10 protein-coding genes are annotated in these 14844 nt (G+C 57.2%); 3 read left to right on the top strand and 7 right to left on the bottom strand.

The features are described 5' to 3' along the window. Positions 1-53 precede the first annotated feature (53 nt). From AB8996_RS09880 to AB8996_RS09870, 3 genes are all read right to left on the bottom strand, one after another. Positions 54-1814 (bottom strand): ABC transporter ATP-binding protein, encoded by a 1761-nt coding sequence (locus tag AB8996_RS09880; RefSeq protein WP_369298817.1) that lies wholly within the window; start codon positions 1812-1814, stop codon positions 54-56. Further along, positions 1811-3538 (bottom strand): ABC transporter ATP-binding protein, encoded by a 1728-nt coding sequence (locus AB8996_RS09875; protein WP_369298816.1) that lies wholly within the window; start codon positions 3536-3538, stop codon positions 1811-1813. Before AB8996_RS09875 ends, AB8996_RS09880 begins: the two co-directional genes overlap by 4 nt. Before the next feature lie 179 nt (positions 3539-3717). Then, positions 3718-6132 carry an ATP-dependent helicase gene (locus AB8996_RS09870; protein ID WP_369298815.1) on the bottom strand — a complete coding sequence of 805 codons (2415 nt, stop codon included), beginning with the start codon at positions 6130-6132 and terminating at the stop codon, positions 3718-3720. 375 nt (positions 6133-6507) lie between these two features. Between AB8996_RS09870 and AB8996_RS09865 the strand changes: the two genes are divergently transcribed. Both AB8996_RS09865 and AB8996_RS09860 read left to right on the top strand, forming a co-directional pair. Continuing rightward, a complete protein-coding gene (locus tag AB8996_RS09865) occupies positions 6508-6825 on the top strand; it encodes a hypothetical protein (protein ID WP_369298814.1) in 318 nt (105 codons plus the stop codon). Positions 6826-7147: 322 nt separating this feature from the next. Then, positions 7148-7930: a hypothetical protein gene (locus AB8996_RS09860; protein ID WP_369298813.1), complete on the top strand. Its 783-nt coding sequence runs from the start codon at positions 7148-7150 to the stop codon at positions 7928-7930. 69 nt (positions 7931-7999) lie between these two features. Here AB8996_RS09860 and AB8996_RS09855 read toward each other — a convergent pair whose 3' ends face one another. From AB8996_RS09855 to AB8996_RS09845, 3 genes are all read right to left on the bottom strand, one after another. Continuing rightward, positions 8000-9259 (bottom strand): MFS transporter, encoded by a 1260-nt coding sequence (locus AB8996_RS09855; RefSeq protein WP_369298812.1) that lies wholly within the window; start codon positions 9257-9259, stop codon positions 8000-8002. A 693-nt stretch (positions 9260-9952) separates the two neighbouring features. Next, positions 9953-10615 (bottom strand): TetR/AcrR family transcriptional regulator, encoded by a 663-nt coding sequence (locus tag AB8996_RS09850; RefSeq protein ID WP_369298811.1) that lies wholly within the window; start codon positions 10613-10615, stop codon positions 9953-9955. 296 nt (positions 10616-10911) lie between these two features. Continuing rightward, positions 10912-11394: a GNAT family N-acetyltransferase gene (locus AB8996_RS09845; protein ID WP_369298810.1), complete on the bottom strand. Its 483-nt coding sequence runs from the start codon at positions 11392-11394 to the stop codon at positions 10912-10914. A 119-nt stretch (positions 11395-11513) separates the two neighbouring features. On the opposite strand from AB8996_RS09845, the gene asnB reads away from it, so the two are divergent. Next, entirely contained in the window at positions 11514-13367 is a 1854-nt protein-coding gene (asnB, locus tag AB8996_RS09840) for an asparagine synthase (glutamine-hydrolyzing) (protein ID WP_369298809.1), read from the top strand. Positions 13368-13415: 48 nt separating this feature from the next. Here the strand turns inward: asnB and AB8996_RS09835 are convergent, their stop codons facing one another. Next, complete coding sequence (locus AB8996_RS09835) at positions 13416-14720, bottom strand: dockerin type I repeat-containing protein (RefSeq protein ID WP_369298808.1); 1305 nt, start codon at positions 14718-14720, stop codon at positions 13416-13418. Between the last annotated feature and the right edge of the window lie 124 nt (positions 14721-14844).

The raw sequence follows: 14844 nt of genomic DNA, 5'->3' as shown, positions 1-14844 counted from the left end.
TTTGCAAAAGCAGCAGCCCCTTGTGATCAGCGGGTCGCTGCTTTTTCTTTCTGTCAGGTCTGGGCGAACTGGCTGTTGTAAAGCTCGGCATAGAAGCCGCCGCGCCGCAGCAGCTCCTGATGGTTCCCCTGCTCGATGATATGCCCGTCCCGCATGACGAGGATCATATCCGCGTCCCGAATGGTGGACAGCCGATGGGCGACGATAAAGCTGGTGCGCCCCTGCATCATCTTGGCGAACGCCTTTTGAATGCGCGCCTCGGTGCGGGTGTCGATGGAGGAGGTGGCTTCGTCCAGAATCAGCATGGGCGGCAGGCAGAGCATGACCCGGGCAATGCAGAGCAGCTGCTTCTGCCCCTGGCTGATGGCGCCGCCGTCCTCGCCAATGACCGTATCATACCCCTGGGGCAGCCGCTTGATAAAGCTGTGGGCATGGGCTGCCTTCGCCGCCTGCACTACCTCGTCCAGCGTGGCGTCCGGCTTGCCATAGGCGATATTTTCCCGAATGGTCCCCTGCTTGAGCCAGGTGTCCTGAAGCACCATACCGTAATTTTTCCGCAGGCTTTTCCGGGTCATGCGCCGGATATCTGTGCCGTCCACGGAGATTTCTCCCCCATCCACATCGTAGAACCGCATGAGCAGGTTTATCACCGTGGTCTTGCCGCAGCCGGTGGGACCCACCAGCGCCACCCGCTGCCCGGGCTGCACCTGCAAATTGAAATTTTCGATCAGCCGCTGATCCTTTCGATAGGCAAAGGATACGTTTGCAATGTCCACCTGCCCGGCGGCTTCCTCCAGCGTGACGGCGTCCGGCGCGTCGGGAAGCTGGGGCTCCTCCTCGATCAGCTCGAACACCCTCCCGGCGCACGCCAGTGCGTTTTGCAGCTCCGTCACCACGCCGGAAATTTCATTAAAGGGCTTGGTGTACTGGTTGGCATAGCTCAAAAAGCAGGAAAGCTGCCCCACGGTAAGCCCGCCGCCTATCACGGACAGCGCCCCCACCACGCCCACGCCGGTATACACCAGCGAATTGACGAACCGGGTGGAGGGGTTGGTGATGGAGGAAAAGAAAATTGCCCGCAGGGAGTAGCTCCGCAGCCGCTCGTTGATCTCATCGAACTGCTCCAGCGCTTTTTCCTCCCTGCCGAACGCCTGCACCACCTTCTGCTCGCCCACCATTTCCTCCACAAAGCCCGTCTGCTCTCCCCGCACTTCGGACTGCAGCCGGAACATCTGGTAGGTGCGCCTGGCGATAAACGCCGCCACAAGCAGGGAAACAGGGGTGACCAGCACCACCACCAGAGAAATGGTGACATTTACGGAAAACATGAAAAACAGCGTGCCCAAAATGGTCAGCACCCCGGTAAACAGCTGGGTAAAGCCCATGAGGAGCCCATCGGCGAACTGGTCCACATCGGCGATGACCCGGCTGACGATCTCTCCTGCCGGGTGGGAATCCAGATAGCTCAGGGGCAATTTTTGCAGCTTGTGGAACGCCTCGTTGCGGATATCCCGCACCACCCGGTAGGTGATACGGTTATTGATGACGTTCATCACCCACTGCGCCAGCGCCGTGATACCGACAATTACTGTAATTTCCATTAAAATTCGGAAAATTCCGGGAAAATCCACATGCCCCGGGGAGAGGATCAGGTCCACCGCGTTGCCTGTGAGAATGGGGATATACAGCGACGCCGCCACGGACACCGCCGCCAGCGCCATGGAAAGCGCCACAAAGAACCAGTAGCGCCGGATATAGCGCAGCACCTTTTTCAGCGTTCCGGGAGGGGATTTCCGTTTGCGTTCCGTTTTCATAGCTGTTCCCCCTCCTTTTTGAACTGGGATTCGTATATTTCCCGATAGACCTGGCAGCGCTCCAAAAGCTCCTCATGGGTGCCGATGCCTGCCGCTTCGCCGTCGTCCAGCACGATGATCTGGTCGGCATAGCGCAGGGAGGACGCCCGCTGGGACACCAGGAACACCGTGGGCGAGGGGTTCATATTTTTGATCGCCGTGCGCAGCTTCAAATCCGTGGCAAAGTCCAGCGCGCTGGCGCTGTCGTCCAGGATCAGCACCGCCGGGGTCTTCACCAGCGCCCGGGCGATGGTCAGCCGCTGCCGCTGCCCGCCGGAGAAATTTCTTCCTCCCTGCGCCACCGGCTCGTCCAGCCCCTTTGCCTTTTCCCGGACAAAGTCCTCCGCCTGCGCCGTGCGCAGCGCCTGCCAAAGCTCCTCCTCCGTGGCGGTTTCCCTGCCCCACAGCAGGTTTTCCCGAATGGTCCCAGTAAACAGCACCGCTTTCTGGGGCACCACGCCCACCTGCTCCCGCAGGGCGGACAGCGGCCATTCCCTCACGTCTCTGCCGCCTACCTTCACGCAGCCGGAGGTTGCATCGTAGAACCGGGGGATCAGGCTGACAAGGCTGGATTTTCCGCTGCCCGTGCCGCCGATCACACCGATGGTCTGTCCCGGCTCTGCCGTGAAGCTGATATCCGTCAGGGATTCCGCCCCCGCGCCCTTATAGGTCAGGGTCACATGGTCAAATTCCACAGAGCCGTCGGCATTCCCCACAGCGCCCTGGGTCGGGGAAACAAGGCTGGGCTTGATTTCCAGCACGCTCTGCACCCGGTTGGCGCAGGCAAGGGATTTCGTGATATTGATGATGAGGTTGGCAAGCTTGATGAGCTCCACCAGGATCTGCGCCATGTAGTTTATCAGGGCGATGACCTGCCCCTGGGTGATTTTTCCCGCGTCCACCTGCCTGCCCCCTACCCAGATGAGCAGCACAGTGGCAAGGTTGATTAAAATATAGGTCACCGGGTTCATCAGGGCGGACACCCTGCCCACGAACATTTGCAGCCCGGTCAGGGCTTCGTTGTCCGCTTCAAAGCGCCGGGTCTCGGTTTCTTCCTTTCCAAAAGCGCGAATGACCCGCACGCCGGTCAGGTTTTCCCTGGTCACGTTCAGCACCCTGTCCAGCCCGGACTGCACCTGCTTGTACCGGGGCATGGTCCACAGCATGATGCCGAACACCACCAGGGACAGCAGGGGGATCACCCCGGCAAACACCAGCGCGGCTTTCCAGTCGATGGTAAACGCCATGACCATGGCGCCGAACACCACAAAGGGGGAACGCAGCAGCAGCCGCAGGGTGAGGTTCACGCCGTTCTGCACCTGATTGATGTCACTGGTCATGCGGGTGATCAGCGTGGAGGTGCCCGCGGTGTCCATTTCCGTAAAGCTCAGCCCCTGAATATGGGCAAACAGCACGTGCCGCAGCTTTGCCGAAAAGCCGACGGAAGCCTTTGCCGCAAAATACTGGGCGGTGACGGCGCAGAGAAAGCCCACCACGCCCAAAGCCACCAGCAGTAGGCACATTCGGATAATATAGGGCTTGTCGCCGTTTGCAATGCCCGTATCGACCACCGCTGCCATCACCAGCGGGACCAGCAGCTCAAAGGAAGCCTCCAGCAGCTTAAACAGCGGTCCCAAAATACATTCTTTGGTGTATTCTTTCATGTGGACCAACAGCTTTTTCACATCGAAGCACCGTCCTGTTCCAAATTGCTAAAATCCCCCATTATTGTTCCCCAAAGCCGCCGAAAAAGAATGTCCGGCACACTTTATCAAACATCTTTTTTGTTCGCTGCGTCTTGGTGGCAGTGTACCCCCAAGCCGCCGAAAAAGAATGTTCGGCGCTCTTTGCCGAACGTTCTTTTTCAGCCCAATTTTGTCAGCCGGGCAAAATTCGCCATCAGCTTTTTTGTCCCCACCCTTTCAAAGGCGATCTCCAGCAGTGTGTCGTTCGCCATAGGGGTTGCGCTTAACACCAGCCCCGTGCCAAAGGTTTTATGCTCCACGCTGTCTCCGGCGTGGTAAGTGCCTGCCGGGGCGGGCTTTACCGGGCTGGGGCGGTAAAAGCTTTCCGTCTGCCCTGCAGCGGGCTGCCCCTCAGAGCCTGCCATATCCGAAAATTTAGAACCGCCGAAGCTGGGCAAAAACGGCGCTGCGCGGTAGCCGTACTCTCTGGAATAGGTACGCTCCAAAAGCTCCTCCGGGATCTCCTCGGCAAACCGGGAAATGCGGTTGCGGTTGGTAGAACCGAAGATCATACGGGAATCCGCGTTGTACAAATACAGTTCCTCCCTGGCTCTGGTAATGGCGACATAGGCAAGCCGCCGCTCCTCCTCCACCTGAGAGGGGTCGTAGATCACGGCGCTGCCGGGGAACACGCCCTCCTCCCAGCCGGGCAGGAACACCACCGGGAATTCCAGCCCCTTGGCGGAGTGCATGGTCATCAGCACCACAGAATCCGCGCCGCTGTCATAATTGTCGATATCCGTAAAGAGGGAGACCTCCTCCAAAAAGCCGGACAAGCTGGCTTCCTCGCCGGCTTCCTCCTCGTACCGCCGTAGCATACTGGAAAGCTCCTGCACGTTCTCCGTGCGCTCGTCCGCCTTTTCCGGCTCGTCCGTGCGGAGAAAATCCAGATACCCTACGGTGAGCAGCAGCTCGCCGTACAGCTCGCTGGGCAGCAGCTCTTCCCTTTGGTTCCTGTCGATAAATTCCTGCATCATCTCGGAAAATTCCCGCAGCTTCTTCGCCGCCCGGGAAATCGCCGGATACTCCTCCGGGTGGGAGATCACCTCGAACAGGCTCTCCCCTACCTGCTGACCGATCTGCACGGCGGTGTCCACCGTTTTATCGCCAATGCCCCGCTTGGGCACGTTTACGATCCGCCGCAGGCGTATTTCGTCGCTGGGGTTATTGATGACGCTGAGGTAGGAGATCATGTCCCGCACCTCTTTGCGGTCAAAGAACCTTGTGCCGCCGATAATGCGGTGAGGCACGCCCTGCTTGGCAAACATTCTTTCAAAGGTCACGGACTGGGAATTCATGCGGTACAAAATGGCGTAGTCGGAAAAATTCCTGCCCTGCGCCACCCCTTCCAGAATGGTCCGGGCGACCCGGTCGGCTTCGTCGATCTCATTCTCCGCCGTGTGCAGGCTCAAAAGCTTTCCCGGTCCTGCCGCCGTCCACAGTGTCTTTCCCTTCCGCTCGGTATTGTTGGAGATCACCGCGTTGGCGGCGTCCAGGATATTCTGGGTGGAGCGGTAATTCTGCTCCAGCCGCACCACCTTTGCGCCGGGAAAATCCTGCTCAAAGTTCATGATGTTTTCGATGGTCGCGCCGCGGAACTTGTAAATGCTCTGATCGTCGTCGCCCACCACGCAGAGGTTCTGGCTTTTCTGCGCCAGAAGGTTCACAAACTCATACTGGGCGTGGTTGGTGTCCTGGTATTCGTCCACCATGATATAGCGGAAGCGGTTCTGATAATTTTCCAGCACGTCCGGGCATTTTTGGAACAGCCGCACTGTGTTGACAATCAGGTCGTCAAAATCCATGGCGTCCGCTTCCTCCATGCGCCGCTGGTAGACCTCATAGGCTCTGGCGATCTGCTTTAAGCGGAAATCCGCCCCGGCGTTCTGCTCGTATTCCTTGGGGGAAACCAGCTCGTCCTTGGCGCGGGATATCTCATGCAGCACCGCCTTGGGGGACAGGGCTTTTTCGGAAATGCCCAGGTCTGCCAGCACCGTTTTCATCAGGCGGCGGCTGTCGTCGGTATCGTAAATGGTGAAATGGGAGGAAAAGCCCAGCCTGTCCCCGTCCCGCCGGAGAATGCGGGCGCAGCCGGAGTGAAAGGTGGAAGCCCACACGTCGTTCCCCGCTTCCCCCAGCATGGCGCAAAGGCGCTCCTTCAATTCCCCCGCCGCCTTGTTGGTAAAGGTGATCGCCAGCACCTTCCACGGCGCGCAGGCGGACACGGACAGCCTGCCCCGCACCTCGTCGGAAAGTTCTTTTTCCCCCGCCAGGTATGCCCGGCAATCGTCAGCGTCCTGCGGGGAAAACTCCGGCTGGACAAAATCGCTGTCATACGCCTTGCCGTACCGGATCAGATTGGCGATGCGGTTGACCAGCACCGTGGTCTTCCCGCTGCCCGCCCCTGCCAGCACCAGCACGGGACCCTCGGTAGTGAACACCGCCTCCTGCTGCCTGTCGTTCATGCGGGAGAAATCCTTCTCCATCACCTGTCTGCGCAGCGCCAAAACGCTGTTATTTCCAGAAATTCCCATAGTTTTCCTGTTCCCTCTCTTAAAAAAGCCCTTTCCAGCGCCTGCGGCGGGCAATCGTGAAGCAGCTTTTCGCAAACCAAAGATACATCACCCGACCGCGGCTTTTGTCCTTTCCAGAATCCAGCATCTATCCAGAATCCAGCGTCCAGTAGATAAGGCGCAGAATGCGCCTAACCGCATAATGATCGCTTGCGATCATTATAGCATAGGCGGCTCCATTTTTCCATCTATCTTTTTTCAAGAACGCCTTGCCGGGATAGATTGTATTTCCTTCCAACCCCCTTTTTATTTCTGTTGACAATTTCTTTTGATTGTATTATAATAATTCTATTAAAACAGATTATTGCTTTTTATCGGAAAAGGGAGACGGTTTCCATGCGCAAATGGTTCAGCAGGAACAGCGAAAACCTCAAGAGTATCGTGGCGCGCACCTTTTTCGTGATACATGCCGTTGTGCGTCTGTGGTACTATTTTCGGGATTGCTGGGGCGTTTATGTTCAGCCTGACTATGTGCTGGTGTGGGATATCCTGTACCTTATCGTGACTCTTTGCTTCCTGATACCTCCCATCGTCAACATCGTTGAGGACGAAAGGGACAGAAAAGCCAGGCAGACAGATAAACCCGCCGAAACCAGAGTTTTCCATGATGAAGAATGGGACAGCACTGAAAAAGCAAAGAATGGGAAGGGGTAAATTTCATGCGCGCGTGGTTTCGCAGGAACAACGATCATCTTCGGAGGATCACGTCAATGTGCTGCTTCCTGATAGTCGGGGTTTTGAACCTGTTGCAATACATTTGGGAAAAGGGCTGGGAAACCCACGACCCGCCCTATTTGATGATAGTCTTTTGGTCACTGTATATCGCTTTGGTTCTCTTTTTTCTGCTTCAGGCAATTGTTGGAATCATTCGGGACGAAAAACTGGAAAAGTCGTATCGCCCGGAAGAGCCTGTCGGTCCGAAGGTTTTCCATGATGAAGAATGGGAAAAGCCTGACAAAATAAAGGGGGAATCCGAATGAAAAAACATTTGTGCCAGATTGGGATCATTGCCTGCCTTTTGCTTTTCCTGTGCAGCTGTAAGGCGGGGCGGTCCCGGGCAGTTTCTTCCGAAGCGCCCGCCGGGCTTTCCGAAGCCGACAGGAACGCGCTGGTGGAGGCGTTCATGCCCCCGCCGGACAGATGGCAGGAGGGCTACGCCGCCCTGCCGGAGGAACAGCAGAACGAGGTGCAGGACTGGCTCCTCTGGTACGCCGCGCGCAGCGATGAAGACAAGGAAATGCTGGGTTACCGCCCCTGGGGCTTTGGCTGCTTTTCCGAAGCGGACGTGGCGGCGGTGATGGCAGAGCAGGACGAAGCCGTGCTGCAAACGGTGGAGACCTATTCCGGCGGGCAAGCCCAGCTTTGGTGGAGCCAATTCTGTTCCCTGCCGGAGCATGACCCCAAAAGCTCGCAGACGGCGGCACTTGCCGCGCTCCGGGATTTCGCGGCTCTCTCCCCGGAGGAGCAGGCTCTCGTCAGCTCCCTGCCCATCGCCCCGCCGGAGGTCTACGACGAAAAAGAGCTGCCCGAAAAGCTGAAAGACATCGACCCCGGCGTGGTAAAGGCGGTGGAAGAGCACGTTTTCTCTCCTGCCGCCTGGTGGCAGCACTATTTTGACCAGCCGGATACCTCGGACAGCGGTCTGGAAAGCCGGGAGCAGATTATGAGCTGGCTGCTGTGGTACAAGGGGCTTTCCCCGGAAGACCAGAGCAGGACGGATCAGCGCACCCATCTGTTTTTCGCCGACTGGGAGTTTTAAGAAACTATCTGTATGAGAAACCGCCCCTGCTTTCGCAGGGGCGGTTTCTCACTGAATTCTCAAAAACTTTTATTCTTCCAGCGTTTTCAGAAATTTCTTCATGGGCAGCGCCAGCAAAACGCACATGAGCCCGGCGAACCAGACCACCAGACAGGCAAGCTTCCCCGCCCAGTCAAACAGCAGCCCGTACAGCGCCTGTCCCAGGGGCATGGCGCACATGGCGGCGGTCATGGTCACCGCCATCACCTTGCCCAGCAGCTCCGGCGGGGTCATTTTCTGAAGCAGCGTCTGCGCCGTCACGTTGAAAATGGTGCAGCTGCCCATCAGCACCGCGACGCTGACCAGAAGCACACCAAAGGAGAAATGCGGCGCGGCGCCCGAAACTACCGCCAGCCCCATGGGCAGGGTCATTATGCCGACCAGCAGTAAAAAGCGGTGCATCTGGCTGGTTTTCACCCGCTTTGACGCCGCGCCGGAAAGCATTCCGCCCAGGATCATGCCCACGCTCAGCGCTGCTTCCGCCACGCCGTACAGCAGATCGGGAAGCCCCAGCCGAAGCTTTACAAGGCAGGGCAGCCCCACGTTCATCATCGGCGAGAAAAACAGGTTCAGCCCGGCAACCACCAGCAGCACCTGAAGCAGCCCCTTTCTTTCCCCGGTCAAAAATTGCAGCGCCGCCCCAAAATCCGCTTTCATCGTCCGCAGCACGCCGCCTTCCGCAGGTCTTTTTTCATAGGGGATATGCAGGAAACATTCCATCACGGCGGACAGGAAAAAGCAGACGATGCTTACGGGCAGGATCATTCCCAGCCCAAACAGCCCGTACAGCAGACCGCCCAGCACAGGTCCGAACAGGTTCGCCAAGGCGCTGCCCTGGGTAACGACCCCGTTTGCCGCCGCCAGATGTTCTTCCTCCGCCAGCAGGGGAATGCTGGAATTCACCGCCGGGGAATAAAAGGACTGGATCACCGCCAGCGCCATCATCACGCCGCCGATGAGAAGCACTTCTGAATATACCTGGAAAGCCAGAAAGAAGACCAGCAGCAGCCCGGACGTAAGGAAGTCCAGCGCAGCCATGATCCCTTTCCGGCTGACCCTGTCCGCCAGCAGCCCCCCAAAGGGCGACAGCAGCACCGTGGGCGCCATGGACAGGGCGGAAATCCCGGCGAACTGCGCCGGCGAGCCTGTCATATCCAGCACCGCCATGGATAGGGCGAACCGCAAAATGCCGTTGCCAAACAGGGAAATGACCTGCCCGACCACCATCAGGGTAAAATCCCGCTGGAACAGCCCCCTGAGGCTGCCCCGCTTCTCTGTGCTCTGTTCCATCACATAACATCTCCTTAACAGTAAAATGAAGCTTTTGCTGGCACGCCGCGTGGCGTGGAATCTTTGCTAAGCGTTTTGAAAATTGCCGCCCCTTGCCGGAAAAGCGCCCCCGTGATTGCCCGATTTTCAGGCAGAAAGTTGGTCTTTACAGCGCTTTTCGGCTAGCCAACAGGTTTTCTGTAATTGTTTTTTAGTTAGGAAGCAGGCTTTCACGGTCGTTCTTTTGTTTGGAAAGAAACTTCCCTTTGCCGTTCTATAATACATACCGGCTGTCGGTATGTATATTCTGGAAAGAAAAAGCCAGAGAAATCCTGACTTTTCACGGGAACACTTTTCCGGCAGTATGTTCCATCGTGAAGCGGCTCCGCATAGAAGGACTCCACTTCACCCGACCACAGGTTTTTGCCCTTTGGAGAAACGCTGCCCTCAGGGGTTCTCTGTGATGATCGTTTACGATCATTTTCACCTAGCGGCGGGCGAGTCGCGAACCGCAGGTTTTTCTTTGCTTTCTCTGAGTGGCTCGCGCTAAACCTTCTGCTTTATGGCGAAATCCGCGCCTGCGGTAGGCAAGCCGCGAACCCCGCATTTTTCCGTTTTCTTTCCTGGGGCTCGCGCTCACCATCTATATTTGTGGCGAAAGCCGGAATGCTTTTGCCCTGCGCCAGCGGAAAAGCAATCGGGAAAATCTAAAATTTACGGCGCTTCTTTCTCAAAAATTTCGCTGTGCTTCAGCACGGCGTCATAATAGGCAAGCATTCGGACAGTCAGCTCCTCGTTGAACAGCGGGATACCCATTGCCGCAAAGCTTTGCCCGGTCACCTCTACCATGCGAATAAATTTTTCCCGGCTCTCCGCGAACAGCGACAGCCACACGTTGAACAGCACCATCATCATTTCCGCCGTTTCCAGCGGGTGGTCCACCCGCAGCGAGCCGTCCCGGTTCCCCTCCTCGATCAGCCGGGAAATATCCACCGCCGCCGAATTTACATTCAACTGCAAATTTTTCAGAAAAAATTCCGGGTCGGTCTGCCGGGCGAAATACAGGTTATCCATTTGCAGCTTTTCCTCGCTGGCGACCTCATGAAGGAATACCTCCCGCAGCTTTTCCAGCCCATTCTTTGAGGGGTCCTGAGCAATAGCTTTGAACCAGTCCTCCTGAGAATAGAAGCTGTCCACCACTGCCACCAGCAGCGCTTCTTTCGAGGGAAAATGGTGATAGATCGCGCCCTTGGACATTCCCAGCGCGTTCACAATATCCTGTATCGACGTTTTTTCGTATCCCTTTTCCAAAAACAGCCGCCGGGAAACTTCCAGAATTTTCCGCACAGTCTCTTCCGGGTACTTATTCCGAGCCACGGGAAAGCCCTCCTCTATATTTTAAGATAAGCGAAGATAAGTGAAAAAATAGGCAAAAATCAGTTTTCTTCTTCTGTTCCTTTTCATACCGACTGACGGTATCTTTCAATGCCATATTACTTCTTCTTTCCCCGTTTGTCAAGCCCTTGCCTGAAAAAATCAGGGGACTTTCCGGCGCGCTGCCATTGGGAACGCTGAAAATCAAACGCTCAGGCGCCGCCGGCTCCCCCGCAGGCTTGCGCAGCCTGACCACGATCGCGCCAGGTATCCGATGATCCGGCGCGACTATTTTTTCTCTACAGCTTTAACGCCGCAATGACTTCCTCTTCGTCCATGTCCCCGGTTTCCCGGAAGCCGAAAGAATAGTACAATCTGCGGGCGACCTCGTTTTCCGGCTCATAGGAAAGCCAGCAGTATTCCGCTTTGCCGCAGGGCTGCGTCCTGATAAAGTCCAGCGCCAGCCCCATGGTTTCTTTCCCGTAGCCCCTGTTCTGGTAACGCTCGTCTATCATCAGCCGCCACAGGTTGTAATTATTTTTCGCGATCTCCGGGGGATTTTCCCAGTATTCGTCCGTGTCGAAGCCCACCATGAAAAATCCTACCGGGGTGTCGCCGTCATACACGCCGAAGGGAAAGGCGTACCCGCCGCCCGTAATGGTCGTATACGCTTCAATGATACTGACGTCATTGCCTGCCACAAAGCTTTTCTGCCCTTCCCCTACCCGCAGCTTCAAAATTTCCCACACATTGTTTGCCGTCACCTTTTCTATTCTCAACATTTCATTTTTTCCTCTCCATGACATATCAAAAATTTCCCGGGCACCAGTATAGCATATTGCCCGCGCCGCTGCAACATTTCCCGCGTTCTGCATAGAATAAAGGCGAAGGGGGTTTTGCTATGTGTGGTTTCGCTGGTTTCAGCGATTACAGTGACAGCCTGACAGATGAAAAATACTTATGGATCGCCCTTGCCCGGCGAATGGCGCGGCGCATTTCCCACCGCGGTCCCGACGACAGCGGCGCCCATGTTTCGGCGCACTGCGCTTTGGGGCACGCCCGGCTTGCCATTATCGACCCGGAAAACGGCGCCCAGCCCATGACTGTCCGGCGGGACGGAGCGGAGTTCACCATCGCCTACAACGGCGAGATATACAATGCCCCGGAGCTTCGCAGCGAGCTGGAAGCACAGGGCTATGTGTTCGAGACCAATTGCGACACCGAGGTGGTGCTGAACGCATACCTGTGCTTTGGGGAGGACTGCGCCGAAAAGCTCAACGGCATTTTCGCCTTTGCCGTGGACGATGTGCCGCGGCAGCGCACCTTTCTCTGCCGGGACCGTTTCGGCGTGAAGCCTCTGTTCTATACCCTACAGGGCGACCGGCTGGCGTTTGCCTCGGAGATCAAGGCGCTGTTCGAGTTCCCGGGGGTCAACCCGGTGCTGGATAAAAATGGAATTTGCGAGATTTTCGGGCTGGGTCCTGCCAGGACCCCGGGCTGCGGCGTGTTTGAGGGCATTTCCGAGCTGAAGCCCGGTCACACGGCTGTTTTTGACCGGGAAGGCTTCCGGGACAGGCGCTATTTTGACCTGCAGGCCGCCCCCCACGAGGACGATTACGACACTACGGTACGGCAGGTGCGGGAGCTGCTGCTGGACACGGTGGAGCGGCAGATGATCTCCGACGTGCCCCTGTGCACTTTCCTGTCCGGCGGGCTGGATTCCAGCGTGGTGACCGCCATTGCCGCGCAGGTGCTGGAAAGCCGGGGCGAGAAGCTTTCCACCTATTCCTTTGAATTTGAGGGCAACGAGGAAAATTTCCGCCCCTCCTCCTTCCAGCCGGACCGGGACGAAAGCTGGGCGCTGAAGGTCAGCTCCGCTCTCCGCACCCGGCACACCACTCTGCTCTGCGAAAAGGAGCATCTGGAGGATTCCCTGTTTGAGGGGGTCATTGCCAAGGATCTGCCGGGAATGTCCGACATTGACGGCTCCCTGCTGTATTTCTGCAGGCAGGTAAAAAAGCGCCATGTGGTGGCGCTGTGCGGCGAATGCGCCGATGAGATTTTTGGCGGCTACCCCTGGTTCCACCGCCGGGAAATGTTTGACGGCGCGCACTTCCCCTGGTCCAACAATCTGGATACCCGCTCCTCCCTGTTGAAGCCCGAAGTGCTGGAAGCCATCGGATTGGAGAATTATGTAAACTCAAGATTGCAGGAAACGCTGGACGCCGTGCCCGTGCTGGGCAATGAAACCCCGGAACAGCTTAGAATGCGGCAGATATCCTATTTGAACATCAAATGGTTCATGTCCACCCTGCTGGACCGAAAAGACAGGTGCAGCATGTGGAGCGGGCTGGAGGTCCGCGTGCCCTATGCCGACCACCGGCTGGCGCAGTACGTGTTCAACACCCCCTGGGAATTTAAGTGCCCCGGGGGCAGGACAAAGGGACTCCTGCGGGACGCCGCCCGGGGGCTGCTGCCGGAAGATGTGCTGGAGCGCCGGAAAAGCCCCTATCCCAAAACCTACGACCCCGCCTATGAGCAGGATCTGAAGCGCCGGCTGGGTTACGTGCTCCGGGACAGCTCCCAGCCCATTCACAAGCTGCTGTCCGAGGAAGCCGCCCGTTCCCTGCTGACGGAAAGCTTCGACTACGGCAAGCCCTGGTTCGGTCAGCTCATGGCAGGACCCCAGCTTTTGGCGTACCTGCTCCAGATCAATTACTGGCTGCTACACTACAACATCTATGTGAGGCTGTAAAAGCGCACCTGCTCTGGGGAAGCTTCCCAGGAGCAGGTGCTTTTTCTGTTATCGGTCAAGTTTGCCGTGATATGCCAGCTGGTTCATCAGCACAAGGTCTTCCGTGTCCAGCTCACCGTTATGGTTCAGATCGGCAGCGCGGGAGCTGGGATCGTCCACCGGGGTATCGGCAAGGAGCATGGTCATTGCCACCCGCAGGTCGGCGCTGTTTACCGTGCCCGTGCCGTTGCAGTCCCCCAGGACGACCACCGTCCAGCCCTCCACTGTCATTCCCGTTACCAAACTGCCGCGGTACAGGGGTCTGCCGGAAAGATCAAAGACTTCCACGGATTCCGGGCGGAACAGTTCCCGCAGCTCCGGCACGGTGGTTCCGGCGGACAGCAGCAGATAGCTGCCCTCCATCTTGAGCGGCGGCTCCTCGGGCACAGGTTCGGAGGGCGGGGAGGGTTCGGGCGTGCTGATTTCCGGCGAAAAAGCAAAGGCGCTGAAATGCAGTCCGTCCTTTTCCCGGAAAACCGCCCCTGCCGGACACACGCCTAAAGCGGTATGAGGAAGATGGCAGGTATCTCTGGCTGTGCCATCGGCACTGTAGCGGGTCACTGTACCGGCGGTATTCGACAAAATCAGATAATTTTCGCCGTCAAGGCAAAAAGAAAAAGTATCGTAGATATATTCCGAACAGCGAAACCGCGGGAAGAGCAGGTAGTTTTCCTCTTCCTCCCGCAGATCGGAAACCACGCCGTCCCGGTCCAGGACCATCGTGCTGGACAACCTCTTCCAGGGCGGAGAAAGGCAGGAAATTTCCTGAAAATCTTCCCCTTCCCCGAAAAACAGCTTTCCGCCCGCAAACACAAGCAGGCTGCCGTCTTCAGCGGTTTCCAAAAAATCCACAGAGCCGGGGAACTCCCGCTGCCGTTCCCCTCCGGCGGAAGGAAGCGCGTGTAAAATCGCGGGCGTTTGAGCGCGGGAATAATAAATGTTTCCATCAGGGTCGCAATCGAACTGAATCATTTCATCGGAGCGGCAGGGCAGCGGCAAGCAGGAAACTTCCATGAAATTTTCCGTGTTATAAGCGGTCAGAGCCGTGCTGTTGCCGGTGTCTTCCCGGACAAGCAGGGAAGACACCCGCACCGCCGCCCAGGAGGAAAAGACCGGCAGCTTCTTTTTCAGCTCCACCTGACCTGCTCTGTCCAATCGAAGCAGCAGGGTATCTTCTCTCCCGGAGCAGACCAGCAGCACCTTTCCTCCCCGCTCCGCCGTGAGAATGGGCAGGTAGCTTTCTTCTTCGTCCGGCAGGACGAGCACGCTGGGAAGCGTTTCCTTTTGTACGCTGCCCAGCAAAACACAGACCACAGCAAGGAGAATCGCCGCAAAAAGAAAAAACGCCGCTCCCGCGACTGTTCCTTTCCGATTTCCCTCGCCCCTCATAACTCCACGTTCCTTTATCTTTTTTGCTTTTTTGCTCGTGAACCCTCTC

Origin of the sequence: uncultured Neglectibacter sp. (assembly GCA_937958185.1) — a bacterium.
Lineage (GTDB): Bacteria > Bacillota > Clostridia > Oscillospirales > Acutalibacteraceae > Acutalibacter.
Note: the sequence above shows the minus strand (reverse complement) of the source record. Positions and strands in the feature narration are given on the sequence as shown.